We start from the raw sequence: 23,246 nt of genomic DNA, 5'->3' as shown, positions 1-23,246 counted from the left end.
CGGACCGGCCTCTACCCGGTGGGCGATACTGGGATCGAACCAGTGACCCCTTCGGTGTGAACGAAGTGCTCTCCCGCTGAGCTAATCGCCCGGGAACGGGTTGAACCATACAGGCCGTCGCGCCGTTCGTTCAAACCGATCGCAGGAGGGCGGCGAGCCCCCGCCGGCCGCCGCGCATCATCAGGGCGTGGTTGGCGCGGAAGACGGGCCGCCCCGGGACGGCGAGCGCCCGCAGGAGACGGGCGCGGACCTCGACCTCCTGCTCGTACACCGCGCGGCTGCCGGCGCCCTCCGGCATGACGGTCCAGCGGGCCCAGCCCTCCAGGTCCCCGCCGAGCCCGACCTCCAGGACCCGGTCCACGGGGTCGCGGCGCAGGGCGCGGGCGGTGACGACGATGTCGTACGGGAGCAGGGAGCGGAAGCGGGCGGTGCCGGTGGTGTCGTCGACGGGGACGACCTCGCGAACCTGCCGCCACCAGCGGGGATACTCCTCGGCGCGTTCGAGGACGGCGTAGACGGCGTCCGGCGGGGCGGCGAGACGCCAGACGCTGCGGAAGCGGTACCGGCACCAGTCCATGCCCCCAGTGTGGGGGTACTCAGGCCGCGGGGACCGGAAGATGAGTACCGGGACGCATACCCGCCCGGTGTGTCCGGGGCCACACTCCGGTCATGGACAACTCCCTGCCGCCCGCGGACGAGCTGGTGCTCGTCGACCGTGAGCTGGCCCAACTCGACGCACGCCGGTCCCAGTTGCTGGCCCGGCGGGCCTGGCTGATCCGGCTCCTCCACGCGCCGGTCGCGTCGGGGGCGCCCCATCCGCGCCCGCCGGTGGCGGACTCCACGCCGCGGAGCGCGCAGAACGTGCTGCTGACGCTCGGCGGCACCCTGCTGACGATCGCGGCGGTCGCCTTCACTTTGGTGAGCTGGGGGTCGATGGGGATCGGCGGTCGCGCGGCGGTCCTGTCCGTGGTGACCTCGGCGGCTCTGGCGGCGCCGGTGGCACTCCTGCGCCGGAGCCTGGTGTCGACGGCCGAGGCGGTGGCGGCTCTCGGCCTGGTCCTGATGGTGCTCGACGCGTACGCGCTGCACCGGGTGGCGCTGCCGGGGACGGACGGTCTCGGGTACACGGCGGTGGCCGCCGCGGTCCTCGCCGCCGCGTGGACGGCGTACGGCTCGGCGCTGTCCCGGCTGCGGATCCCGCTGCCGGTGGCCGTGGTCGCGGGGCAGCTGCCGCTGCCGCTGGGCGCGCTGGCGGCCGGCGGCGGGCCGACCGCCTTCGCGTGGGCGGCGCTGGTCACGGCCGCCGCGGACGGCGCGGTGGTGCTGTGGGCGCGGCCCGCGGCGGTCCGGATCACGGCGGTCACGGGTGCGGTGGCCCTCGGCGGCTGGGCGCTCCTGACGGGCGGCATGCTCTCGCTCACCTCGCCCTGGGACGGCGCGCCGCTGCTCCTGGCGGGCGTGGCGGTGACGCTGTACGTGGTGTGGCGTGCGCCCGCGCTCGCGGTGGCGGCCTCGGCGGTGGCGGGTCTCGCGGCGGTGGCGGCCGTGGGCGGCCTGCTGCGCGCCGCCGTACCGACGGACTGGGCGGTGCCGGGGTACGTGCTCTGCGGGCTGGCCCTGGCGTCGGTGTGGCGTCTGCGGGCGGCGACGAAGGAGACGGCCGGCCCGTCCTCGACGGGTGCTCCGGCGCCGGAGGCCGGAACGCGCGCCGACGGCTCCCCGGCGGGCACCGCCGGGGCACGGCTCCCGGCCGGTGTCCGGCTCGGCCTCGCCTGCGCCGGGGCCGGAACGGCGGCCCTCGGGGTCGTGTGGGCGCTGCCGCCGGTGGCGGCCGGGCTGCTCGGGCCGATGGCCCGTACGACGGAGGTCTGGTCGGGCGAGCACGCCGGGCGCGCCCTGGTCTCGTACCCCGGGACGGCCGTCCTGGTCCTGGCGGTGGCCGCCGGCGCACTCGCGGCCCTCCCCCGGCTCTGGGCCCGCTGCGGTGCCCTCGCGCTGGCCTGGGCGCTCCTGACCGCGCTGCCGGTCTCCCTCGGGCTGCCGTACGCGGCGACGCTCGCCCTCCAGCTGCTGACGAGCGCGGCGGCGCTGTGGATCGCCGTCCGACCGGGCGGGACGGCCCGCGGCCTGCGCACGGCCGGGGCGTCCGCCGGACACCCGGGCCCGGGCGCTCCCGGGACGGGGTCCCCCGCCGGTCCGGCCGCTCCGGAGGCCGCCGGTCCGGCCGCGGCGCAGCCCTCGGGCGCGCCGACTCCACCGGCCGCCGTTCCCTCCGCCCCGTCGGCCACCGGCCACTCCGCGCCGCCGGTCTCCGGTCCCGGGACCTCCTGGCCCGGCTGGGCTCCCTCTCCGCCCCGGCCGCGGGTTCCCGTGACCGACCCCGGGACCGTCCTCGGGTGGAGCGCGTACGTCGGGGGGCTCGCGTCCGCCGTGAGCGCGGTCGCCCTGGCCCTGGACGTCCGGGTGGCCACGTTCCTCACGCTCGGGGTGGTGCTCGGACTCTGCTCCGCGGTGGCGGTGCTGGGCGCGGACGCGCGCCGGGTGGTCTCGGCCTGCGGGGCGGTGCTCTCGGCGACGGGGCTCGTGTTCGCGGTGGCGGCCGCCGGCGGGTTCGAGGACCAGTGGACTGCGCTCGCCCTGCTGCTCGTCCCGGCGGCGACCGCCGCCCTCGGCTCCCGGGCGCCGCGCCCGGTGGCCCTCGCGGTCGAGATCACGGGTGGGGCCGTGGGGCTGCTCGCCCTCGGGATCGCGGCCTCCCGGCCGGCGTTCCTCGCGCTCTCCCTGGCTCTCGGCGGGGTGATCGCGGCGGCGACGGCGGTGCGGCCCGAGCGGCGGCGGTTCGCCGCGTGGACGGCGGCGGTGCTGTTCCTGCTGGCCACCTGGGTGCGGCTCGCGGTCTGGGAGGTGGCGATCCCGGAGGCGTACACGCTGCCGGTGACCGTGCCCGCCCTCGTCGTCGGGTTCCTGCGGCGGCGCCGGGCCCCGGAGGCCTCCTCCTGGACCGCGTACGGCCCCGGTCTCGCGGCGACGATGCTGCCGAGCCTCTTCGCGGCCTGGACGGACCCGGAGTGGGCGCGCCCGCTGGCCCTGGGGGTCGCGGCCCTGGCGGTGACCCTGCTCGGTGCGCGCTTCCGCCTCCAGGCGCCGCTGGTCCTCGGCGGCACGGTGCTGGCCCTGGACGGGCTGCACGAGCTGGCGCCGTACGTGGTGCAGGTGGTGGGCGCGCTGCCGCGCTGGCTGCCGCCGGCCCTCGCCGGGCTCCTGCTGCTCGCGGTGGGCGCCACGTACGAGCAGCGGCTGCGGGACGCCCGGCGGCTCCGGGACCGGGTCGCGCGGATGCGGTGAGACGCCGAAGGCCCGGAGACGGTGTTCCGTCTCCGGGCCTTCGGACCGGGTGGTGGGCGATACTGGGTTCGAACCAGTGACCCCTTCGGTGTGAACGAAGTGCTCTCCCACTGAGCTAATCGCCCCGGTGCACCGCAAACATTACCGCATGTCAGCGGGGCTCCTGAACCATCCGAGGGTCACTCGTCGATCTTCCACGGCATGACGAAGCCGAACTTCCAGAGGTAGATGCCGAGCAGGGCGGCGATGATCACCAGGCCGACGGCGGTGAGGATGATGTTCCTGCGCCGGACCTTGGGATCGAGGGCGCGCTGGGCGGCCTCGGTGACCTTGCGCTTGGTCCAGCGGAGCACGAGCTGCGCCCAGACGAACTCGGTCGCCCAGATCGCCATGCCGCCGAAGATGACCAGCCAGCCGGGGCCCGGCAGCGGCAGCATGACCACTCCGGCGCCGACCACGGCGAGTCCCACGATGAAGACGCCGACCTGCCAGCTCAGATGCAGGCCTCGCCGGGACTTGATGAACTCCGGTGCGCGGGATCCCAGTTCGGCTTCCTGGCCGTCTGCGGACTCCCCGGTGCGCTCGTCACTCTCCGCATTCATGGTCCCCAACTTACCGGACGCGGAGCTCTCACCGGAATGGCGGTATTACCCCAGGTCACACGCGCCCATACGAGCTACCTGAACGATCACAAAACCGACAGAGGGGTTTACAACGGCACTGGAGGTGGCATGTCGATTTCGCCGACGTGCGAATCCCCGAGCGCACACTGAGCGAAAGGCCCTGGCGCTTATGAACACCACGGTCAGCTGCGAGCTGCACCTGCGCCTCGTTGTGTCGAGCGAGTCCTCACTGCCTGTACCCGCGGGCCTGCGGTATGACACGGCCGATCCCTATGCCGTGCACGCCACCTTCCACACCGGAGCCGAGGAGACGGTCGAGTGGGTCTTCGCCCGCGACCTTCTCGCCGAGGGGCTGCACCGGCCCACCGGCACGGGCGACGTCCGCGTCTGGCCATCCCGTAGTCACGGTCAGGGAGTCGTCTGCATCGCGTTGAGTTCTCCCGAGGGAGAAGCCCTGCTCGAGGCCCCGGCGAGGGCCCTGGAGTCGTTCCTGAAGCGGACCGACGCCGCCGTGCCACCGGGCACCGAGCACCGGCACTTCGATCTCGATACGGAGCTCTCCCACATCCTGGCCGACAGCTGAGCCAGGCCGAGAGCCGCACGGCGCCGTCCGACTCGGGGCGACGGCGCCGCGCGGGCAGTCACATAGGCACGACAACGGCGCTCCCCACCGCGCAGCCGGCGCGGTGGGGAGCGCCGTTGTCCTTTTCCCGGTCGCGCTAAAGTCAGCGCCATTCCGCGGGCACCCGCCCGCGGCCGGCCAGGGAGCGAATCGTGCTGATCCCTCACGACACCCGGATCGCCCTCGACACCGTCGTCGATCTGATGAACACCGCGCCGCAGGGCGACCGCGCCGACGAGCTCGCGGACATCCCGGGGCTGCGGATCTTCGTCCACGCGCACAAGATCAGCGGCGTGGGCGAGCTGGGCCCCGCCGATCTGCGGGCCGTGCGCGAGGTGCGCGAGAAGTTCGCGGCCGTCTTCTCCGCCCCCGAGGCCCGGATCGCCGCCCCTCTGATCAACCAGCTGGTGGCGGGAGCGGGCACCACGCCCCAGCTCACCGACCACGACGGCTACGACTGGCACGTGCACTACTTCGCGCCGGGCGCCTCGGTGGCGGACCACCTCGCGGCCGACTGCGGCATGGCGCTGGCGTTCATCGTGGTGGCGGGCGAGCAGGAGCGGCTGCGGCGCTGCGAGGCGCCGGACTGCGGCCGGGCCTTCGTCGACCTCTCCCGCAACCGCTCGCGCCGCTACTGCGACAGCCGCACCTGCGGGAACCGGCTGCACGTGGCCGCGTACCGGGCGCGCCGCAAGGAGGCCGCGGGCTGAGGCCCGGGCCGTCGCGACCCGGGGGGTCGCGGGCGGGAGAGCACCGGCCCGAGGAGTCACAGCACGAAGAGATCGTGCACGGCGGCCATCAGCAGCAGACAGCCGATCACCCCGAGAAAGATCATCAGGGGTGGCTGGGAGAGCGCGAACAGGCAGCCGCGCGGCTCTTCGGCAGGGGCGTCGGTGGCGGCGGGAACGGCGTCCCGCGAGGTATCCAGCATCTCGGGGGGATGATGGCGCACCCGGGACCCGGGAAATCCCGCAACACGCCCCACCGCAGGGGCAGTTCATCCCTTCCCGTGGATCATGGGAAAGGGAATCGCCAGAAGCGGTCAGATTCCGTGCTTCTTCAGAATCGCCTCGATGTCACTGAAGTCCTCTCCGGCGCTCGCGCCGGCCTGCGGCTTCGCCGTCACGGCACGGGAGGGCGACGACGCCGCCGGGGCCACGGCACCCGGCTCGGCTCCCCCGGTGGTCACCTTGCGGCCGCCCCTGCGCCGCTCGACGGCCCGGGTGGACAGGAAGAGCAGCAGGGCCAGACCGAGGACACCGAACCCGGCCCAGGCGACGGGGCTGAAGGCCGTGTCCACGATCCACTCGACCGCCCCCGTCATCACCAGGCCGAGCGGGACCAGGGCGTAGGCCGCGGTGCGGGCGGCGGACAGGAAACGCTTCCGGTACGCCATGATCGCGGCGATGCCCAGGCCCGCCACGGACACCGCGGAGCAAATGGTCTCGGCGAGCATGCGGTCCTCCAGATCCCGGGTGATACGTCCCTTCCATCCTGCACCGCCGATGCCGTCCGGGGCCATGTCCCGGGCCCGGTCTCAGGGAGATCTCCGGGTCGCCCCCGCCGGATCTCCTCCCCAGGTCCCGGTGGGGGAGACACCCGTCCCTCCCCGTGAGGGAGACTGCTGTCATGAGTGACTCCACCACCGCACCCGCCTCCCCCGTCGTCCTGGAGGCGTGGTTCGACCTCCAGTGCCCCGACTGCTTCCAGGCTCTCGACGACGTCCGCGCGCTCCGCGAGAAGTACGGCGACCGGCTCGACGTACAGCTGCGCCACTTCCCGCTCGCGAAGCACAAGCACGCGTACGCCGCCGCGCAGGCCGCCGAGGAGGCCGTCGAGCAGGGCAAGGGCTGGCCGTACGCGGAGGCGCTGCTCGCCAGGACCGCCGAGCTCGGCGAGCGGGGCGAGTCGGTCCTCATGGAGGTCGCCACCGAACTGGGCCTGGACGCCGAGGAGTTCGACACCGCCCTGATCGACGGCCGGCATCTGCTGACCGTCGACGCGGACGAGGCCGAGGGCAAGGCGATCAAGGTCACCGGCACCCCGACCTATGTCATCGACGGCCGGCGCCTGGACGGCGGCCAGAGCCAGGACGGCCTGCGCGAGCGCGTCGAGGAGATCGCCGACCGCCTCCTGGGCGCCTGACCGCCCACTCCCCCACCGGCCCCTATCGCAGCTCCTTGGCGCTGTTGACGTGGGTCGTGCGGTAGCCGAGCGACTCGTAGAGCCGGATCGCCGGGGTGTTGCCCGCGAAGACGTGCAGTCCGAGCAGGTTCTCCCCGGCCTCCCGCGCGACCCGCTCGGCGAGCAGCATGAGCGCCCGGCCGTAGCCGTGGCCGCGCTGCCCCTCGTCGACCTCGATGTCGTACACGAAGGCCGCCCACCGTCCCGGTTCCAGCTCGATCCGGCCGGTCCACAGGTGGCCGGCGGGCCGTCCGTCCCGGACGACGACGTGGATCGCGGCACCGGGGGTGGCCAGTCCCTCCGGGAGGTGCTTCGTGTAGCTGCTCTCGGACTTCGCGCGGGCCTGGTCCTCGGGGACCCCGCGGTCGATCCAGCTCTGCGCGAAGGCCGCCTTGGCCCGCGCCTGCCACACGACGTACTCGGCCTCGGCCATCGGCCGCACCTCGACGCCCTCCGGCAGGGCCGGCGGCTCGTCGGGCAGTTCCTTGACCATGTTCCGGCTGCGCTCGGTGTAGCCGAGCGAGCGGGCCATCCGCAGCGCAGCGGCGGCCTCGGCGGGCACCGATATCTGCACCTCGGCGCAGCCCCAGCCCCGCAGCACCTCCTCGGAGGCGAGCGCCGCGACCGTCCCCCTGCCCCGCCCGCGGTCCGGCTCGTCGACCCGGAGCAGGCCGATCACGCCGGAGGCGGCGCCGAACCCGGGGTCGGTGGAGAGGTGGACGGAACCGACACGGCGGCTGTTCACACACACGTCGTAGGTGCGGGAACGGCCGCCGTCGGGCGTCTGCTGAAGCGGCTCGGCCGGCCGCAGAGTGGTGGTCATCAGTGGTGTTCTACCCACCCCGGGGCCGTCCGTCATCAGGTTTTACGCGAGGCGCGGATCCCGGTCCCGGGACGCGTTCTCGTCGAAGGTCCGCATGGCCTTGGCCGTGACCGGTCCGGGCTCCGCCGTCAGCTCGCGGCCGTCGACGCGGTGCACGGCCTGGACGTCGCGGAGGGTCGAGGTCAGGAAGATCTCCTCGGCGCTCTCCAGCACGTCCAGCGGCAGATCGGTCTCCTGCGCGCCGGTCCACTCCACGGCGAGGGCGCGGGTGATGCCGGCGAGACAGCCGGAGGAGACGGGCGGGGTGAGGATCCGGCCGTCGACGACCACGAAGACGTTGGAGCCGGTGCCCTCGCAGAGCCGTCCCACGGTGTTGGCGAAGAGCGCCTCGCTGGCCCCCCGCTCGCGCGCCCGGGCGAGGGCGACCACGTTCTCGGCGTACGAGGTGGTCTTGAGGCCGGTGAGGGCGCCGCGCTCGTTGCGGGTCCAGGGCACGGTGATCACCGCGGTGGAGTCGGCGCGACGGCCGGTCTCCCCGAGGGCGACGACCAGACTGGCCCCGGCGTCACCGCGCTCCGAGCCGAGCGGGGAGAGACCGCCGGTGTACGTGACGCGGAGCCGGCCCAGCTCCATCGGGTTCGCCTCGATGACGGCGGCGCAGGCGCGGCGGACCTCGTCGAGGTCCGGGTCGGGCAGACCGAGACCGCGTGCGGAGCGGGTGAGCCGCTCCAGGTGGAGGGTGAGCGCGAAGGTCTCGCCGCGCTCCACCTTGACCGTCTCGAAGATGCCGTCGCCGACGGTCAGACCGTGGTCCAGCACGGAGACCAGGGCGGTCTCCGCTTCGTGCAGCCCGCCGTTGACCCAGAGTTTCATCGAGAAATGGCCTTTCCACTCGCCTCGAGGGCGCCTGACTCATAGGCGCCCGACGCTATCGCGACCAGTCGGGCCGCCTTTAGCTCGGTCTCCTCCCACTCGCGCTCCGGATCCGAACCCCAGGTGATCCCGGCGCCGGTGCCGAAGCGGAGCACTCCCTCGGGGCGGTCGATCCAGAAGGTCCGTATGCCGACGGCCAGCTCCGCGGTGCCCGTGTCGGCGTCGACCCAGCCGACACCTCCGCAGTAGGGGCCGCGGGGGGCGGTCTCCAGGGCCTCGATGATCCGCAGCGCGCTCGACTTGGGCGCGCCGGTGACGGAGCCGGGCGGGAAGGTGGCGTCGAGCAGCTCGGGCCAGCCGGCGTCCTCGCGCAGCAGCCCGGTGACCGTGGAGACGAGGTGGACCAGACCGGGGTGCTCCTCGACCGCGCAGAGGGCGGGAACGGCGACGGAGCCGGTCTCGCTGACGCGCCCCAGGTCGTTGCGGACCAGGTCGACGATCATCACGTTCTCCGCGTGGTCCTTGGGGAGGAGGTCGGCGGCGGTGCGTCCGGTGCCCTTGATGGGGCCGGAGGAGATCAGCGCCCCCTCCCTGCGGAGGTAGAGCTCGGGGGACGCGGTGGCGACCTCCACTCCGTGGGCGGGCAGGCGGATCGTTCCGGCGTACGGGGCGGGGTTGCCGCGGGCGAGGAGCGCGGTGAGGGCGTCGACGTCGGCCGCGGCCGGTTCCGGCAGTGGCGCGGTCAGCACCCGGCAGAGGTTCGCCTGGTAGACCTCGCCGCGCGCGATGTGCTCGCGCACGCGCCGGACGCCCGCGATGTACGCGGCGCGGTCGAGGGAGGACGTCCAGTCACCGGCGGAGGGACCGCGCCAGGCGCCCGGGACGGGCGCGGGGACGGGGTCGGGCCGCACGTCCCCGAAGCGGGCGCAGGTCAGACGCCCTTCGAAGTCCGCACAGACGGCCCAGAAGCCCGTGGAGTCCAGGGCTTCGGGGTCGTGGGTGACATCCCGGAGGTCGGTCGCGACGAGGCCGCCGAAGCGGGCCAGGGGAGCAAGGTCGTACACGCATCGAGTCTAGGTCGGCCGGAGGAGGGACTGCGGGCGCGTACGAGGAGGGCTCCCCGCCACCCGGGGAACACGACGAGTGAACGTGGCGCGAACCCTCCGGGACGCCGGGCCGGGCACCCTGATCGGCCCGCAGGTCAGCACGCTGCGGAAACGCGTTTTTGTGCTGGCCCAGGAATCCGCTAGAGTTCAACACGTCGCCGGGACGCGCAAGCGAAACGGAAACGACAAGCGGACGTGGCTCAGTTGGTAGAGCATCACCTTGCCAAGGTGAGGGTCGCGAGTTCGAATCTCGTCGTCCGCTCGATGTGGGGGATCTTCCCGAACCCCTGTATTCACTCCTGGTGGAGTGGCCGAGAGGCGAGGCAACGGCCTGCAAAGCCGTCTACACGGGTTCAAATCCCGTCTCCACCTCCAAGCGCGATTAGCTCAGCGGGAGAGCGCTTCCCTGACACGGAAGAGGTCACTGGTTCAATCCCAGTATCGCGCACGCAGAACAACCGAAGATCCGGTCCGTACGGACCGTCCCGCGCGATTAGCTCAGCGGGAGAGCGCTTCCCTGACACGGAAGAGGTCACTGGTTCAATCCCAGTATCGCGCACGCAGTACGCACTACCTCCGGGTAATGTTCGTGTGCACCACCCGCGCGATTAGCTCAGCGGGAGAGCGCTTCCCTGACACGGAAGAGGTCACTGGTTCAATCCCAGTATCGCGCACCATCAAGAAGCCCCCGGCCGCATCTCGCGGACGGGGGCTTCTTCGCGCTCCCGGTGCGCACACCGGTGCGTGCACCGGGAGACCCGGTGCACTTCCGGTCAGGAGGAGAAGAGCATCCGGCCGAAACCGCGCTGACGGTAGTGGCCGCCACCGTGGTGACCGCCACCGTGGTGCGGGGCACCCCAGGCGGGGGCGGCGGGGGCGGGCTGCGCCGGGTAGGCCTGCGGGGCGGGCGGGGCCGGCGGGGCCTGCTGGACCCACTGCGACTCCAGGCGGGTCAGGGACTCCAGCTCGCCGTAGTCCAGGAATATGCCGCGGCAGCCGCTGCACTGCTCGATCTGGACGCCGTTGCGGTTGTACGTGTGCATGGCCGCATGACACTTGGGACACTGCATGCTCGGCTCAACTCCCTGACTTCGCCGTTCGAATGGTCCTTCACCTTACGTGGACGCCGAAGCGGCCGACTCGGTTCGGTACCCGGCGATACGGGCGCAGGTGTCGATCATCACCTGCTCGACCTCGTCGAGCGGCCGGTCCTCGGCCGTCGACTTGGCGAGGGCCAGGGCGGCCGTCTGGACCGTCAGGGCACGGGCGGGCACATCGAGTTGCACCCAGGGATCGGCGCCCACGGCGGGACCGGCCGCCTCCTGGTAGGCGCCGAGGAACCGGGACCAGACCTCCGGAGGGAGGATGCCGGCCGCGAACCAGGCGGCGGGCCGGGCCAGATCCCACGCCGGGTCGCCGAGTCCGAGGTCGTCGATGTCGATGAGTCGCCACGGGGACGGAACGGACGGGGCCGAAAGGAACGGGGCCGAAGCGGACGGGGGCGACGACGGCGGTGCGGACGCGCGGTGCTGCGACGGCACGGACCCCATCGCCCTGACCAGTTGGCCCAGGTGGAAGTCGCCGTGGCAGAGCAGCCGGGGGCCGCCCGCCGGTACGCGGTCGGGAACCGACCGCCAGGCGGCCAGGACGGTCGCGGTGGCCGGGTGGTCCGGTGCCGTCCGGCGCATCCGCTCCACGGCGAGGGCCGCCTTGACGGGGGCCCGCATCTCCGGGAGCCGGTCGGCGGTACCGGCGGGAGGCGGGGTGCGGTGGAGCAGGGCGAGAAGCGTCGCCGCCTCCTCCCAGGGGGCGGCGTCGGGATCCGCCGGGTCGACGGGCGGTCCGTACGGCCACACGGTGACCGGCCGGCCGTCGAGTTCGCCGGGGGTGGCCGCGGGCGGGAGCGGCGGGAGGAGGACGTCGCGGACGTCGGCGTGGGCGGCGAGCGCGAGCCGTGCCCGGTGCGCCTCGGGGTCGGTGCCGGGGGCGTGCGCCTTCGCGACCAGCCGCCCGTGGCGTACGACCGTCCCGTCGTCCCGGTCCGCCAGCACCCCGACGAGGTCGCCCGCGCAACGGCAGGGTGCGCCGGGCCGGTGGGCGGCGGCGTGCGCGTACGCGGCGAGGCGGTCGAGGAGGGGCCGGTCGGGAGAGTCCACGGGGGCGAGCGTACGGGGCGGGAGCGCGCGAGGGCCGGTCAGCTCCCCAGCTGACCGGCCCCACGCTGCCGTCCGCCGCACCCCCGTCCCCACGGGGTTGATGGCCGGATGTCCCGACCCGGGCCGCTCTCCCGGGTCCGGGGCGCCTGTCAGCGCCCCAGCATCACGCCCACGGACGACGCCTGTGTGACCACCGCTTCCCAGCCGCCGAAGACGACCACGAGCAGGGCCGCGAGAGGGAGGACCATGGCGGTGGCCACCAGGGGGTGACGCCGGCCCGAAGGCCGGGGGCTCGTCCGCGGTGCCGTGAAAGCCATGGTTCCTCTCCTGTCGTGTCTGGCGCGGCGGGTGCTTGACCTCGGGGGACGAGTGCTGCACCCGCCGCTCACCAACAACTCTAGGGAGCGGGAGGGGCCCGGACGTCATGCCCGCGTACCGACTTACGGGCCTCCCGGAGGATGACGCCCGGCCGGACGGAGTACTCCCCTGGGTGGAGACACGGGCGCGGAACCCGGGGTCTTCCCCGAGGGGTACCCGCCGGAGGGGGTACGGGCGTGACTTCGCTCACTTCCCGGGGCGTCCCGCGAACGCCCTGGTCCGAAGAGCGTGCGGGGCCGCTCCGGGACCCTCGCGGCGCCCTCGCGACCGATCGTCAACTGGGCTGGCGCGGCCGGGGGTTGAGGAGGCTCCCCGCGTCGGGCCTCCGTCGCGTGTACCCCTCAGCACTGACAATCGATCCCGGTGCGAGGGCGCGGCCTATGAGCGCGTACGGGCGCCACTACGTAAGCTGTGCCACGTCGAACGGACGAGGGGACGGACATGGCGATGATGCGGCTCCGGCGCGAGGATCCGCGGATCGTCGGGTCGTTCCGGCTCCACCGCAGGCTGGGGGCCGGCGGAATGGGCGTCGTGTACCTGGGGTCCGACCGGCGCGGCCAGCGCGTCGCGCTCAAGGTGATCCGGCCGGACCTGGCCGAGGACCAGGAGTTCCGCTCCCGGTTCGCCCGCGAGGTCTCCGCCGCCCGGCGGATCCGGGGCGGCTGTACGGCCCGGCTCGTCGCCGCCGACCTGGAGGCCGAGCGCCCCTGGTTCGCCACCCAGTACGTGCCCGGGCCCTCGCTGCACGACCGGGTCGCCGAGGAGGGCGCGCTGCGCGCCGCCGACGTGGCCTCCATCGGGGCCGCGCTCTCGGAGGGCCTCGTCGCCGTCCACGAGGCGGGGGTCGTGCACCGGGACCTCAAGCCGTCGAACATCCTGCTCTCCCCCAAGGGCCCCCGGATCATCGACTTCGGCATCGCCTGGGCCACCGGCGCCAGCACCCTCACCCATGTCGGCACAGCCGTCGGCTCCCCCGGCTTCCTCGCCCCCGAGCAGGTGCGCGGCGCGGCCGTCACCCCCGCCACCGACGTCTTCTCGCTCGGTGCCACGCTGGCGTACGCGGCGATGGCCGACTCCCCCTTCGGGCACGGCAGTTCCGAGGTCATGCTCTACCGGGTGGTGCACGAGGAACCGCAGCTGCACGGAGTGCCCGACGCGCTGGCGCCCCTCGTCCGGGCCTGTCTGGCCAAGGACCCGGAGGACCGGCCCAGCACCCTCCAGCTGTCGATGCGGCTCAAGGAGATCGCGGCGCGCGAGGCACAGGGGCTGCCGGTCTCACGGCCGCCCGTACAGCGGGAACGGACCGAGGAGCGGAACGTCGCACGGCCCACCGAGCGCTACACCGAGCGGGACGTGCCCGGCCGTGCGCCGGAGCGGAGCGCCGAGCGGGGCCAGGGGCGCGGGCCCGGGCCGTCGTCGCGGCCGTCCGGCGGGCCGCGCACCGGAGGCCGTCCCGCGACCCGGCCGGGAGCCCGCTCCACGTCCACGGGGCGCCGCCCCGCCAATCCTCGACTGCTGCGCCAGCGGCTCTTCGTCTTCGTCGTCGTGACCCTGGTCGTGGCCCTGGGCATCGCCGCCGCCCAGGCCCTCCAGGGGTAGGGCCCCGAGGGGCCCCGGCGGTCAGGACTCCGGCCGGCCCGTCGCGACCGCGTAGAAGGCGACCGCCGCCGCCGCGCCCACGTTCAGCGAGTCGACACCGTGCGCCATCGGGATCCGCACCCATTCGTCGGCGGCGCGCAGCGCCTGCGTGGACAGGCCGTCGCCCTCCGCGCCCAGCATCAGGGCCACCCGCTCCAGGCGGTGCGGGGCGGCCTCGTCGATCGACATCGCCTTCTCGGCCGGGGTCAGCGCCAGCAGCTTGAAGCCCGCCTCCCGTACCTCCTCCAGGCCCCGCGGCCAGCTGTCCAGACGCGCGTACGGGACGGAGAACACCGCGCCCATCGACACCTTCACCGAGCGCCGGTACAGCGGGTCGGCGCAGTCCGGCGACAGCAGCACGGCGTCCATGCCGAGGGCCGCCGCGCTGCGGAAGATCGCACCGATGTTGGTGTGGTCGTTCACCGACTCCATCACGACCACCCGGCGGGCACCGCCGAGCAGTTCCGCCGCCTCCGGGAGCGGCTTGCGCTGCATGGAGGCGAGGGCGCCCCGGTGCACGTGGTAGCCGGTGACGCGCTCCGCGAGGTCCGGCTGGATCGCGTACACCGGCGCCGGGACCTCGTCGATGACGTCCCGCATCACGTCGACCCACTTGGCGGAGAGCAGCATCGACCGCATCTCGTACCCCGCCTGCCGGGCCCGGCGGATGACCTTCTCGCCCTCCGCGATGAACAGGCCCTCGGCCGGCTCCCTTCTACGGCGGAGTTCGACGTCGGTCAGACCGATGTAGTCGCGCAGGCGCGGGTCGTCGGGGTCGTCGATCGTGATGAGTTCGGCCACGAGGTGATACTGCCTTGTCCGGGGTGAGGTGCCAATGTGTGCGTCGGGGTTCGGGGAACCCCTCGGGCGGTGAGCCCGGGGACGGGTCGCCCCGGCATCCCTGGACGGGGTGCCGGGGCTCGCCGGTCGTCATGTCGGCGGGGTGGTCACGTGACCAGGCGGTCGGGGCCCTCCGACACCACGTCGCCGATCACGATGACCGCCGGCGGACGGACCTCCTGCGCCTTGACGGTCTCCGCGACCGTCGCCAGCGTGGCGTCCACCCGGCGCTGCGCGGCCGTGGTGCCCTCCTGGATCAGGGCGAGCGGCGTCTCCGGGTTCTTGCCGTGCGCGACGAGCGCCTCGGCGATCTTCCCGATCTTGTCCACGCCCATCAGGATCACCAGGGTGCCGGTCAGCTTCGCGAGCGACGCCCAGTCGACCAGGGAACGCGGGTCGTCCGGGGCCACGTGCCCGCTGACGACCGTGAACTCGTGGGCCACTCCGCGGTGCGTGACCGGGATGCCGGCCGCGCCCGGGACCGAGATCGAGCTGGAGATGCCCGGCACCACCGTGCAGGCGATGCCCTCGGCGGCGAGCGCCTGGGCCTCCTCCATGCCCCGGCCGAAGACGAACGGGTCGCCGCCCTTGAGCCGGACGACCGACCTGCCCGCCTTCGCGTGCTCGATCAGCGCGTTGTTGATGGCCTCCTGGGCCATGAACCGGCCGTACGGGATCTTCGCCGCGTCGATCACCTCGACGTGCGGGGGCAGCTCGTCCAGGAGGTCACGGGGGCCGAGCCGGTCCGCGATGACCACGTCCGCCTCGGCGAGGAGCCGTCGGCCGCGCACCGTGATGAGGTCCGGGTCGCCGGGGCCGCCGCCGACCAGGGCGACGAAGGGGGTACGCGCGCGGTGCTGCGGCGCCGCGATCGAACCGTCCCGCAGGCCCTCCAGGATCGCGTCCCGCACGGCGGCGGAGCGGCGCGGGTCGTGGCCCGTGAGCACGGCGACGGTGACGCCCTCGCCGCGGCCGGTGGCCGGGGTCCAGGCGGTGGCCGCCTCGGCGTCGTCGGAGCGCACGCACCAGGTCCGGGTCCGCTCGGCCTCGGCGGAGGCGGCGGCGTTCGATGCCGGGTCGGTGGTCGCGACCAGGGCGTACCAGGCGTCGGCGAGGTCACCGTCCTCGTACCGCCGCTTGACCCAGGTGATCTCGCCGGCCTCGGCCATCGCCTCCACGGAGGGCGTGGCGGAGGGGGAGATCAGGGTGATGTCGGCGCCCGCCGCGATCAGGGCGGGGAGCCGGCGCTGGGCGACCTGGCCGCCGCCCAGGACGACGACGCGGCGGCCGGCCAGGCGCAGGCCGACGGGGTAGGCGGGGTGCGTCGTCGCCGGCGCGGTGTGATCGGCGTGCTCGGCCATGGGTGAGCGGCTCCTCGGAGGGCGGGTGCTGGCCGCTGCTGCGGTGAAGCGGCTGGTGGGGCGGCGCCGGGCGCCTGGGGACCACGATATCGGTGGCGCGGGCACGTCACGCTGTGACGGATGTCCCGGATCGGGCCGTGACGGCTCCGCCGGTGGGTCCGCGGCGATGCCGCCGGTGGATCCGTGACGGTCTCCCCGGTGGATCCGTGGCGCTCTCCCCCGGTGGGCCCCCGCGGGGTTCCCGTGGGATCGTCACGCTCCGCGTCCCGCACACGAGCCCGGCGCGTCCCCCACGTCCGTGAGGGGTGGGGGACGCGCCGGGGTGCTACTTCTCGGTGACGCCCGCCGAGTCGAACGTGGCCACCTCGTGCATCGCGCGGGCCGCGCTCTGCACCAGCGGGAGGGCGAGCAGCGCGCCCGTGCCCTCGCCGAGACGGAGGTCCAGGTCGACCAGGGGACGCAGGCCCAGCTTGTTGAGCGCGGCCACGTGGCCCGGCTCGGCGCTGCGGTGGCCCGCGATGCAGGCCGCGAGCGACTCCGGCGCGATCGCACGGGCCACGAGGGCCGCCGCGCCGGTGGACACGCCGTCGAGGATGACCGGGGTACGCAGGGAGGCCGCGCCCAGGATCAGGCCGACGAGCGCCGCGTGCTCCAGGCCGCCGATCGCCGACAGCACGCCGATCGGGTCCGCCGGGTCCGGCTTGTGCAGGTCGAGGGCGCGACGGACCACGTCCACCTTGCGGGCGTGCGTCTCGTCGTTGATGCCCGTGCCGCGGCCGGTGACCTCGGTCGGGTCCACCCCGGTGTAGACCGAGATCAGGGCGGCGGACGCGGTCGTGTTCGCGATGCCCATCTCGCCGGTGAGGAGCGCCTTGTTCCCGGCGGCGACCAGGTCCCGGGCCGTCTCGATACCGACCTCGATCGCGGCCAGGACCTCTTCGCGGGTCATCGCGAGACCCGTGGTGAAGTCGGCGGTGCCGGGGCGGACCTTGCGGGGAAGGAGGCCCGGGGTCGCCGGGAGTTCGGAGGCCACGCCCACGTCGATGACGCAGACCTCGGCGCCCACCTGGTTGGCGAAGGCGTTGCAGACCGCTCCCCCGCCGAGGAAGTTGGCCACCATCTGGCCGGTGACCTCCTGCGGCCAGGGGGTCACGCCCTGGGCGTGGACACCGTGGTCGCCCGCGAAGATCGCCACGGCCGCGGGCTCCGGGATCGGCGGCGGGCACAGCCGGGAGAGGCCGGAGAGCTGGGCGGAGATGATCTCCAGCATGCCCAGGGCCCCCGCGGGCTTGGTCATGCGCTTCTGGCGCTCCCAGGCCTCGCCGAGCGCCTTGGCGTCCAGCGGGCGGATGTTGGCGATGGTCTCCTGGAGGAGGTCGTGCGGCTCCTCGCCGGGCAGGGCGCGGCGGCCGTACGTCTCCTCGTGGACGACCCACGCGAGCGGGCGGCGCTTGGACCAGCCCGCCTGCATCAGTTCGGGCTCCTCGGGGAACTCGTCGACGTAGCCCACGCAGAGGTACGCGACCACTTCGAGGTGGTCGGGGAGGCCCAGGGTGCGGACCATCTCGCGCTCGTCGAAGAAGCTGACCCAGCCGACGCCGAGGCCCTCGGCGCGGGCGGCGAGCCAGAGGTTCTCGACGGCGAGCGCCGAGGAGTACGGAGCCATCTGCGGCTGGGTGTACCGGCCGAGGGTGTGGCGGCCGCCCCGGGTCGGGTCGGCGGTCACCACGATGTTGACCGGGGTGTCGAGGATGGCCTCGATCTTCAGTTCCTTGAACTGCTTCGCCCGGGCCTTGGGGAGCGACTTGGCGTACGCCTCGCGCTGCCGCTGGGCCAGCTCGTGCATCGTCTGCCGGGTCTCGGCGGAGCGGATGACGACGAAGTCCCAGGGCTGGGAGTGACCGACGCTGGGGGCCGTGTGGGCGGCCTCCAGGACGCGGAGCAGCACCTCGTGCGGGATCGGGTCGGAGCGGAAGCCGTTGCGGATGTCGCGGCGCTCGCGCATGACGCGGAGGACGGCCTCGCGCTCGGCGTCGTCGTAGCCGGGGGCCGGGGCCGACTCCGCGACCGGGTCGGCGGCCGTCTCGGGGTCGGACTCGGGGTCGGAGTCGAGGAGCGGGGCCTCGTCGTGGGCGACGGGGGCCGCTTCGGGGGCCGGGGCGCTCTCGGCGTCCGCCTCGTCCTCCTTGAGCGCCTCGGGGGCGTCCGTGAGGGCGGTGGCCTCTACGGGCTCGACCGGCGCCGGCTCCGCCTGCGGAGCCTCGTCGGTGGCGGCCGCCTCGGCCTCGGGGGCCTGTGCGGGCAGTTCCTCGGAGGTCTCCGCCGAGACGAGCGGGACCTCCTCGGCCACCGCTTCCACGGGGGCCTCCTCGGGGGCCTGCGCGGTTGCCTCGTCGGGAGCCTGCTCGGGCGTGCGCTCCTCCGCCGGGGCCTCGGCGGCCGTGATCGCCTCGGCCGGAGCCTCGACGACGGCCACGGTCTCGGCGGCGGGCTCCGTCGGCTCCTGGGACCGGATCTCCGGCTGGGCCTCGGCCTCGACTCCGGCCGTGGGCTCGGGGGTCCGCTCGGGCTCCGGTGCCGGGTCGGCGACGGGCTCGTCGGCGGCCACGGCCGTGGGCTCGGGAGTCTCGGCCGTCGGCTCGGGAACCTCGGCAGCGGGCTCTCCCTCGCGCGGGGCGGGGACCATGACCGGGGCCTCGGTGATCTCCACCTGGGACTCGGGGGCGGCCTCCGCGACGGCGACCGGGGCCTCGGGGGCCGTCACGGGCGCGGAGGGCTCCTCCGTCCCGGTCGGCGGGGCCGGCTCGGGCGCCATCTGCGGCTCGGCCGCCGGGACCGGGGCCAGGTGGGGGGCCGTGGGGACGTTGCCCTCGACCTGTACGAACTGGCCGCTCTGCGGGACGACCGTTTCTGCGGGGAAGGCCGTGGCCTGCGGGGCCGTCGGCTCCTGCGGCTGCGCGGCCCACGGTTCGGCGCCCTGCGGCGTCACCTGCTGGTCCTGCGCGATGTCGAAGTACTCGGGACCGGTGGTGGGCGGGCCCGGGTTCCGTACCGGCATCGGCGCGGGGGCCGTGGCCACGAGCGGCTCGGGTACGGGGGCCGCCGCGGGCTGCGGAGCCGGAGCGGGCGCGGCGGCGGGGCCGCGGTCGGCCAGCGAGAGCACGACGCCGCCGGCCTCGGGCACCTGCGGACCCATGTGCAGCGGACGGCGCGCGTGCTGCGGCGCCGGTGCCGCGGCGGGCGGGGGCACCCGGACGCCGCCGAGGTCGACGGAGCCGGAGTCGCGGCCGGCGGCCTCGTGCGCCCCGGTGTCGAGGATGCCGGGCTCGTAGCCGTGGTCGGTGGGGACCTGCTCCTGCGGCGCCACGGGGAAGCCGTGCGCGGGGGTGCCGGTCTGCCGGTCGAGCGGGACGCCGTGGGCCGGGGTCCCCGCGAACAGGTCCGTCGGAACGCCGTGCGCCGGGGTGCCGGCCGGCTGGGCCGACGGGACGCCGTGGGCGGGGGTGCCCGCGAGCGGGACGCCGTGCGCCGGCGTGCCCATGGGCACGCCCTGCGGCGGGGTCTGGTGCTGCGGGGCCGTCAGGACGTCGGCGAGCGCGACGGAGTCCAGCGGCGCCGTGAGCGGGTCCGGCAGGGGGTCGGTCAGCGGGTCGCCCATCGGGGCGGGCGCGTCCTGGGCGGCCGGGTGCGGCACGCCCTGGTTCGGGACCGAGGGTGCCGGCGGCGGCACGGCGACCGGCGGCGCGGGTGCGACGCCCGGCGGGTGCTCGCTCCAGGCGCCCTGGGCGCCCGGCATCAGAAGCAGGTCGTCGTCCTCGGTGGTGTGCTCGGAGGGGTCCAGGAAGGTGTACGCGCCCGGTGCGGGGATGCCCGGCTGCTCGACCATGCCTGCGTTCTCCGGCAGCCCCTCGCCCGGGACCTGGCCGGTGTCCGTCATGCGTACCCCTCGCCCATCGCTTGTGCTCCTTCAGACCTGCGCCCGTCGACAACAACGAGCGGGCGCGCCGCGCGGCACGAAGGACACGCGGACACCCACTCATTGTCGCGGCACTCGGCCATCGTGGCAGGGAGATTTGCCACGGTGCGCTGTGGACTGCGCCACGTCGCGCGGTCCCCCCTTGTCGCGTACCACGTCAGCGGCGCAATGTGGCCACCAATTCAGGACATTGACGAACGAAGCGCCGAACATCCGGATGCGGTACAACAATCGGCCAGCCTACCTGCCCCGGCGGGCGGCACCGTCACGGGTGGGGGTGGTCCGGTTACGCGTGGGAGGTGTCGGTCCTGCGGCCGGACAGCAGGAAGACGACCGACCGCTCGCGTTCCGACCAGTCGTGCGGGTCGAGCCCCACGGTCTGCAGCAGGAGGCTCTCGACGGTGTAGCCGCCGTCGGCGAGGGCGGCGCCGATCGCCTCGGCCTCGTCGCGGGTGGAGGCGTGGGCGACGATGCGTTCCGGCCGCCGGTCGGTGCAGGCGGTGACGACGGGGACTCCGCCGGCCGCGATCCGTACGACGTCGGGCTCGGGCAGGCTCTCCAGGACGTGCGGGGCCCGGCCCGGGACGGCCTGGAGGGACACGCCGTAGCGACGGGCGGCCTGCTCGGTGCGGGCGCAGGCGGCCGGGTCGATGTCCACGGCGATGACGGCGGCGCCGAAGCGGGCGGCCTCGACGGAGAAGGCGCCGCCCGCGCAGCCGATGTCCCAGACGAGGTCGCCGGTGCGGGGTCCGAGCCGGGCGAGCTGGGCGGCGCGCAGGGACGGGTCCTCGCCCTCGCCGGTCCGTGCCCGGCCGTGCGGGGTGGGGCCGGATCCCTCGGGGTCGTACTCCCCCGCGGGCAGGGCCCAGCCTCGGACGGGCCGCGCCGCCGGGTCCTGGCCCGACAGCCAGGGGGTGACGGGGGTGCCGCCGGTGCCGCCGATGACGAGGACGACGTTCGGGTCGCGCCAGTTGTGGTCGGCCGCCTTGTCCGAGGTGAGGACGGAGACCTGTTCGCGGTCGGTGCCGAGCTCCTCGCAGACGACGAAGGTGCGGTGGACGCCGTCGAGGAGGAGGGCGAGTTCGGCGGGGCCGGCGCCGGGCGAGGTGAGGACGGCGACCTTGGGGTGGGCGCGGCAGACGTTCACGGCGCGGCGCAGGGTGCGCTGGTGGGCGACGACGATCCGGGCGTCCTCCCAGGGCATCCCGGCCCGTGCGAACGCGGCGGCGACGGAGGAGACGGCGGGGACCACCTCGACCTCGAGGCCGTGCTCGGGGGCGCGCAGGGTGCGGACGACGCCGAAGAAGCCGGGATCGCCGTCGGCGAGGACGACGGCGGTGCCGCGGTGGCCCGCGATGCGGCGGGCGGCGAGATCGACGCTGCCGAGGCGGATGCGTTCGGCGCCGGGCGGCACTTCGGGCAGCGCCAGGTGGTGGGCGGCCCCGGCCACCAGGGTGGCGGCGGAGAGCGCGGACCGGGCCGCCGCGGTGAGGGGCGAGCCGTCCCAGCCGATCACCGTGACGCGGTCGGCCATCGTCGTCGTCTCCTGGTGTCGTCGCAGGTCGGGGGCGTGCCGAGCGTACCCCGGCGTGGCTTGTGGGGGCTCAGCTCCAGTCGGTGTACGAGGAGTATCCGGCCTCGGCCATCTGGTCGGCGACGCCGTCGAGGTCCTCGGGGAGGAGGCCCCAGAGGATGAAGTCGGTGCGCAGCTCGGTCCAGCTGCCGTCCTCGGTGCGGGTGCGGGCTATGCAGGCGTTGCGCAGGACGCCTTCGCTGATGCAGCCGATCTTCTGGGCGACCTGCTGGGAGGCGGTGTTGTCGGCGGCGGTGCGCAGTTCGAGGCGCTCGAACTTCTGGTCGCCGAAGAGCCACTGGGCGGTGGCGAGGGCGGCTTCGGAGGCGTATCCCTCGCCGCGGGCCCAGGGGGCGACGATGTAGGAGATCTCGGTGGAGCGGACCTTCCAGTCGGTCTTGGCCAGTTGGATGACGCCGACCAGGCGCTGGGTGAGGAACTCGGTGACGGCGAGGTCGATGCCCCGGCCCGCGGCGCGTTCGGCGGGCGCGTACTCGGTGATCCAGCGGCGGGCGGCCGGCTCGGTGAAGGGCTGGGGCACCGCGGTCCAGGCGGCGACGAGTTCGTCGTTCATCATCTCGGCGAGCGCGGGGGCGTCCGCGTCCTCGAGCGCGCGCAGCACCAACCGGTCCGTGTTGATGGAGATGTCCGGAAAGGTGGTAGTCATGCGCAGCTCCATGCCGTGGACCGTCCGAATCGACCGTGAACGCACAGCATGCAGCATGGGAGCGCCGCTGTGCATGGCCGGGTCGGTGTCGGTCGGGGGTGTGGCGAAGGCCCCGCGCACCGGACGGGGTGCGGGGGCCTTCTGCTCAAGGACTGTACGGGGGAGCCGGTCTGACGGCCCCTCGGACGCGCGAGTCTACTCGGCGGCGCCGAAGGCCGGGATGACCGAGCCCTTGTAGGTGTCCTCGATGTACTCCTTCACCTCGGGCGAGTTGAGGAGCTTGGCGAGCTTCTGCACGCGGGCGTCCTTCTCGTTGCCCTCCTTGACGGCGAGGAAGTTGGCGTACGGGTTGCCGTCGGCCTTCTCCAGGGCGATGGCGTCCTTGGCCGGGGAGAGCTTGGCCTCGATGGCGTAGTTGCCGTTGATGACGGCGGCGTCGACGTCGTTCAGGGCGCGGGGCACGGTGGCGGCCTCCAGCTCCTTGAACTCCAGGCCCTTCTTGTCGGTGATGTCGGAGATCTTGGCGTTGGTTCCGACACCCGGCTTGATGGTGATCAGGCCGTTCTCGGCGAGCAGCTGGAGCGCGCGGCCGCCGTTGGTGGTGTCGTTCGGGACGGCGATGGTCTGGCCCGCCTTGATGTCCTTCACCGACTTGAGGTTCTTGGAGTAAAGACCCAGGGGCTCCAGGTGGACGTCGACCACCGGGACGATGTGGGTGCCGTTCTTCTTGTTGAAGTCGTCGAGGTACGGCTTGTGCTGGAAGAAGTTGGCGTCGACCTGGCCGGATTCGGTGGCGGTGTTCGGCAGGACGTAGTCCGTGAACTCCTTCACCTCCAGCTTCAGGCCGGCCTTCTCGGCCAGGTTGTCCTTGACGTAGTTGAGGATGTCGGCGTGCGGCGTCGGGGACGCGGCGACGACGAGCGCCTTGGAGGTGTCGCCGGAGCCGGCCGAGTCCTTGGACCCGGGGTCCGAGGAGGTGCCGCAGGCGCTGAGGCCGAGGGCGAGGGCGGCGGTGGCGGCGATACCGGCGGTGAGCTTGATGTTCTTACGCACGAAGAGTGCCTCTTTCCGGTGGTGCGGT

The 23,246-nt window shown here is 73.9% G+C and carries 21 protein-coding genes and 7 tRNA genes; 10 read left to right on the top strand and 18 right to left on the bottom strand.

The window, feature by feature from the left end:
- Positions 1 to 19: 19 nt before the first annotated feature.
- Both ACH4MY_RS22960 and ACH4MY_RS22955 read right to left on the bottom strand, forming a co-directional pair.
- Positions 20 to 91: transfer RNA gene (locus tag ACH4MY_RS22960), tRNA-Val, on the bottom strand.
- Positions 92 to 130: 39 nt separating this feature from the next.
- Entirely contained in the window at positions 131 to 577 is a 447-nt protein-coding gene (locus ACH4MY_RS22955) for an SRPBCC family protein (protein WP_398005574.1), read from the bottom strand.
- Positions 578 to 669: 92 nt separating this feature from the next.
- Between ACH4MY_RS22955 and ACH4MY_RS22950 the strand changes: the two genes are divergently transcribed.
- On the top strand, positions 670 to 3,345 hold the full coding sequence (locus ACH4MY_RS22950) for an SCO7613 C-terminal domain-containing membrane protein (RefSeq protein ID WP_398005573.1): 2,676 nt from the start codon (positions 670 to 672) through the stop codon (positions 3,343 to 3,345).
- Between the two features lie 50 nt (positions 3,346 to 3,395).
- Here ACH4MY_RS22950 and ACH4MY_RS22945 read toward each other — a convergent pair.
- Together ACH4MY_RS22945 and ACH4MY_RS22940 are read right to left on the bottom strand one after the other, a co-directional pair.
- Positions 3,396 to 3,470, bottom strand: a tRNA-Val gene (locus ACH4MY_RS22945).
- A gap of 54 nt (positions 3,471 to 3,524) precedes the next feature.
- Positions 3,525 to 3,947, bottom strand: a complete 423-nt coding sequence (locus tag ACH4MY_RS22940) for a TIGR02611 family protein (RefSeq protein WP_398005572.1) — start codon at positions 3,945 to 3,947, stop codon at positions 3,525 to 3,527.
- Positions 3,948 to 4,137: 190 nt separating this feature from the next.
- Between ACH4MY_RS22940 and ACH4MY_RS22935 the strand changes: the two genes are divergently transcribed.
- Positions 4,138 to 4,551, top strand: coding sequence for an SsgA family sporulation/cell division regulator (locus tag ACH4MY_RS22935; protein ID WP_015032345.1), 414 nt, complete (start codon positions 4,138 to 4,140; stop codon positions 4,549 to 4,551).
- A 191-nt stretch (positions 4,552 to 4,742) separates the two neighbouring features.
- Positions 4,743 to 5,300, top strand: a complete 558-nt coding sequence (locus tag ACH4MY_RS22930) for a CGNR zinc finger domain-containing protein (protein WP_398005571.1) — start codon at positions 4,743 to 4,745, stop codon at positions 5,298 to 5,300.
- Positions 5,301 to 5,356: 56 nt separating this feature from the next.
- Here ACH4MY_RS22930 and ACH4MY_RS22925 read toward each other — a convergent pair whose 3' ends face one another.
- Together ACH4MY_RS22925 and ACH4MY_RS22920 are read right to left on the bottom strand one after the other, a co-directional pair.
- A complete protein-coding gene (locus ACH4MY_RS22925) occupies positions 5,357 to 5,521 on the bottom strand; it encodes a hypothetical protein (RefSeq protein ID WP_398005570.1) in 165 nt (54 codons plus the stop codon).
- 111 nt (positions 5,522 to 5,632) lie between these two features.
- Positions 5,633 to 6,046 (bottom strand): hypothetical protein, encoded by a 414-nt coding sequence (locus ACH4MY_RS22920; RefSeq protein WP_398005569.1) that lies wholly within the window; start codon positions 6,044 to 6,046, stop codon positions 5,633 to 5,635.
- A gap of 173 nt (positions 6,047 to 6,219) precedes the next feature.
- Between ACH4MY_RS22920 and ACH4MY_RS22915 the strand changes: the two genes are divergently transcribed.
- Entirely contained in the window at positions 6,220 to 6,735 is a 516-nt protein-coding gene (locus tag ACH4MY_RS22915) for a DsbA family protein (RefSeq protein ID WP_398005568.1), read from the top strand.
- Positions 6,736 to 6,757: 22 nt separating this feature from the next.
- On the opposite strand, the gene ACH4MY_RS22910 is transcribed toward ACH4MY_RS22915, so the two are convergent.
- The 3 genes from ACH4MY_RS22910 to ACH4MY_RS22900 are packed head-to-tail and all read right to left on the bottom strand — an operon-like array spanning position 6,758 to position 9,534.
- On the bottom strand, positions 6,758 to 7,597 hold the full coding sequence (locus ACH4MY_RS22910) for a GNAT family N-acetyltransferase (protein WP_398005567.1): 840 nt from the start codon (positions 7,595 to 7,597) through the stop codon (positions 6,758 to 6,760).
- Between the two features lie 42 nt (positions 7,598 to 7,639).
- Positions 7,640 to 8,470 carry an aminotransferase class IV gene (locus tag ACH4MY_RS22905; RefSeq protein ID WP_398005566.1) on the bottom strand — a complete coding sequence of 277 codons (831 nt, stop codon included), beginning with the start codon at positions 8,468 to 8,470 and terminating at the stop codon, positions 7,640 to 7,642.
- The gene (locus ACH4MY_RS22900) at positions 8,467 to 9,534 is read right to left on the bottom strand and encodes a chorismate-binding protein (RefSeq protein ID WP_398005565.1); all 1,068 of its coding nucleotides are present in this window, start codon (positions 9,532 to 9,534) and stop codon (positions 8,467 to 8,469) included. Before ACH4MY_RS22900 ends, ACH4MY_RS22905 begins: the two co-directional genes overlap by 4 nt.
- A gap of 231 nt (positions 9,535 to 9,765) precedes the next feature.
- Here ACH4MY_RS22900 and ACH4MY_RS22895 point away from each other — a divergent pair.
- The 5 genes from ACH4MY_RS22895 (at position 9,766) to ACH4MY_RS22875 (ending at position 10,253) form a co-directional block, all read left to right on the top strand.
- Positions 9,766 to 9,838, top strand: a tRNA-Gly gene (locus ACH4MY_RS22895).
- Positions 9,839 to 9,877: 39 nt separating this feature from the next.
- A tRNA-Cys gene (locus ACH4MY_RS22890) sits at positions 9,878 to 9,951 on the top strand.
- Between the two features lies 1 nt (position 9,952).
- Positions 9,953 to 10,024 (top strand) — tRNA-Val (locus tag ACH4MY_RS22885).
- A gap of 39 nt (positions 10,025 to 10,063) precedes the next feature.
- A tRNA-Val gene (locus ACH4MY_RS22880) sits at positions 10,064 to 10,135 on the top strand.
- Positions 10,136 to 10,178: 43 nt separating this feature from the next.
- Positions 10,179 to 10,253 (top strand) — tRNA-Val (locus tag ACH4MY_RS22875).
- A gap of 96 nt (positions 10,254 to 10,349) precedes the next feature.
- Here ACH4MY_RS22875 and ACH4MY_RS22870 read toward each other — a convergent pair.
- From ACH4MY_RS22870 to ACH4MY_RS22860, 3 genes are all read right to left on the bottom strand, one after another.
- Positions 10,350 to 10,646: a zf-TFIIB domain-containing protein gene (locus tag ACH4MY_RS22870; RefSeq protein ID WP_398005564.1), complete on the bottom strand. Its 297-nt coding sequence runs from the start codon at positions 10,644 to 10,646 to the stop codon at positions 10,350 to 10,352.
- Between the two features lie 45 nt (positions 10,647 to 10,691).
- Positions 10,692 to 11,732 carry a phosphotransferase family protein gene (locus ACH4MY_RS22865; RefSeq protein ID WP_398005563.1) on the bottom strand — a complete coding sequence of 347 codons (1,041 nt, stop codon included), beginning with the start codon at positions 11,730 to 11,732 and terminating at the stop codon, positions 10,692 to 10,694.
- A gap of 149 nt (positions 11,733 to 11,881) precedes the next feature.
- Entirely contained in the window at positions 11,882 to 12,049 is a 168-nt protein-coding gene (locus ACH4MY_RS22860; protein ID WP_398005562.1) for a hypothetical protein, read from the bottom strand.
- Between the two features lie 502 nt (positions 12,050 to 12,551).
- Between ACH4MY_RS22860 and ACH4MY_RS22855 the strand changes: the two genes are divergently transcribed.
- Positions 12,552 to 13,709, top strand: coding sequence for a serine/threonine-protein kinase (locus tag ACH4MY_RS22855; RefSeq protein WP_398005561.1), 1,158 nt, complete (start codon positions 12,552 to 12,554; stop codon positions 13,707 to 13,709).
- Between the two features lie 21 nt (positions 13,710 to 13,730).
- Here the strand turns inward: ACH4MY_RS22855 and ACH4MY_RS22850 are convergent, their stop codons facing one another.
- The 6 genes from ACH4MY_RS22850 to ACH4MY_RS22825 form a co-directional block, all read right to left on the bottom strand.
- On the bottom strand, positions 13,731 to 14,549 hold the full coding sequence (locus tag ACH4MY_RS22850; RefSeq protein ID WP_398005560.1) for a TrmH family RNA methyltransferase: 819 nt from the start codon (positions 14,547 to 14,549) through the stop codon (positions 13,731 to 13,733).
- A 146-nt stretch (positions 14,550 to 14,695) separates the two neighbouring features.
- The gene (gene cobA / locus ACH4MY_RS22845; RefSeq protein ID WP_398005559.1) at positions 14,696 to 15,949 is read right to left on the bottom strand and encodes a uroporphyrinogen-III C-methyltransferase; all 1,254 of its coding nucleotides are present in this window, start codon (positions 15,947 to 15,949) and stop codon (positions 14,696 to 14,698) included.
- Between the two features lie 325 nt (positions 15,950 to 16,274).
- Complete coding sequence (gene cobT / locus ACH4MY_RS22840; protein ID WP_398005558.1) at positions 16,275 to 19,886, bottom strand: nicotinate-nucleotide--dimethylbenzimidazole phosphoribosyltransferase; 3,612 nt, start codon at positions 19,884 to 19,886, stop codon at positions 16,275 to 16,277.
- A gap of 325 nt (positions 19,887 to 20,211) precedes the next feature.
- Positions 20,212 to 21,459 carry a precorrin-6y C5,15-methyltransferase (decarboxylating) subunit CbiE gene (gene cbiE, locus ACH4MY_RS22835; protein WP_398005557.1) on the bottom strand — a complete coding sequence of 416 codons (1,248 nt, stop codon included), beginning with the start codon at positions 21,457 to 21,459 and terminating at the stop codon, positions 20,212 to 20,214.
- A gap of 70 nt (positions 21,460 to 21,529) precedes the next feature.
- Positions 21,530 to 22,165, bottom strand: coding sequence for a GNAT family N-acetyltransferase (locus ACH4MY_RS22830; protein WP_398005556.1), 636 nt, complete (start codon positions 22,163 to 22,165; stop codon positions 21,530 to 21,532).
- A gap of 195 nt (positions 22,166 to 22,360) precedes the next feature.
- On the bottom strand, positions 22,361 to 23,218 hold the full coding sequence (locus ACH4MY_RS22825) for a MetQ/NlpA family ABC transporter substrate-binding protein (protein ID WP_398005555.1): 858 nt from the start codon (positions 23,216 to 23,218) through the stop codon (positions 22,361 to 22,363).
- Positions 23,219 to 23,246: the final 28 nt, after the last annotated feature.

This window comes from Streptomyces sp. NPDC017246, assembly GCF_044331325.1.
In the GTDB taxonomy this organism is placed as follows: Bacteria; Actinomycetota; Actinomycetes; order Streptomycetales; family Streptomycetaceae; genus Streptomyces.
This window is presented reverse-complemented; position numbering and strand designations above follow the sequence as displayed.

What these genes read in the sequence shown, in the direction of transcription:
- cobA (WP_398005559.1), bottom strand. Translation starts at nt 15,949, where the DNA reads ATGGCCGAGCACGCCGATCACACCGCGCCGGCGACGACGCACCCCGCC.
- ACH4MY_RS22925 (WP_398005570.1), bottom strand. Translation starts at nt 5,521, where the DNA reads ATGCTGGATACCTCGCGGGACGCCGTTCCCGCCGCCACCGACGCCCCT.
- ACH4MY_RS22860 (WP_398005562.1), bottom strand. Translation starts at nt 12,049, where the DNA reads ATGGCTTTCACGGCACCGCGGACGAGCCCCCGGCCTTCGGGCCGGCGT.
- ACH4MY_RS22830 (WP_398005556.1), bottom strand. Translation starts at nt 22,165, where the DNA reads ATGACTACCACCTTTCCGGACATCTCCATCAACACGGACCGGTTGGTG.
- ACH4MY_RS22950 (WP_398005573.1), top strand. Translation starts at nt 670, where the DNA reads ATGGACAACTCCCTGCCGCCCGCGGACGAGCTGGTGCTCGTCGACCGT.
- ACH4MY_RS22915 (WP_398005568.1), top strand. Translation starts at nt 6,220, where the DNA reads ATGAGTGACTCCACCACCGCACCCGCCTCCCCCGTCGTCCTGGAGGCG.
- ACH4MY_RS22870 (WP_398005564.1), bottom strand. Translation starts at nt 10,646, where the DNA reads ATGCAGTGTCCCAAGTGTCATGCGGCCATGCACACGTACAACCGCAAC.
- ACH4MY_RS22955 (WP_398005574.1), bottom strand. Translation starts at nt 577, where the DNA reads ATGGACTGGTGCCGGTACCGCTTCCGCAGCGTCTGGCGTCTCGCCGCC.
- ACH4MY_RS22855 (WP_398005561.1), top strand. Translation starts at nt 12,552, where the DNA reads ATGGCGATGATGCGGCTCCGGCGCGAGGATCCGCGGATCGTCGGGTCG.
- cbiE (WP_398005557.1), bottom strand. Translation starts at nt 21,459, where the DNA reads ATGGCCGACCGCGTCACGGTGATCGGCTGGGACGGCTCGCCCCTCACC.
- ACH4MY_RS22920 (WP_398005569.1), bottom strand. Translation starts at nt 6,046, where the DNA reads ATGCTCGCCGAGACCATTTGCTCCGCGGTGTCCGTGGCGGGCCTGGGC.
- ACH4MY_RS22940 (WP_398005572.1), bottom strand. Translation starts at nt 3,947, where the DNA reads ATGAATGCGGAGAGTGACGAGCGCACCGGGGAGTCCGCAGACGGCCAG.
- ACH4MY_RS22910 (WP_398005567.1), bottom strand. Translation starts at nt 7,597, where the DNA reads ATGACCACCACTCTGCGGCCGGCCGAGCCGCTTCAGCAGACGCCCGAC.
- ACH4MY_RS22905 (WP_398005566.1), bottom strand. Translation starts at nt 8,470, where the DNA reads ATGAAACTCTGGGTCAACGGCGGGCTGCACGAAGCGGAGACCGCCCTG.
- cobT (WP_398005558.1), bottom strand. Translation starts at nt 19,886, where the DNA reads ATGACGGACACCGGCCAGGTCCCGGGCGAGGGGCTGCCGGAGAACGCA.
- ACH4MY_RS22935 (WP_015032345.1), top strand. Translation starts at nt 4,138, where the DNA reads ATGAACACCACGGTCAGCTGCGAGCTGCACCTGCGCCTCGTTGTGTCG.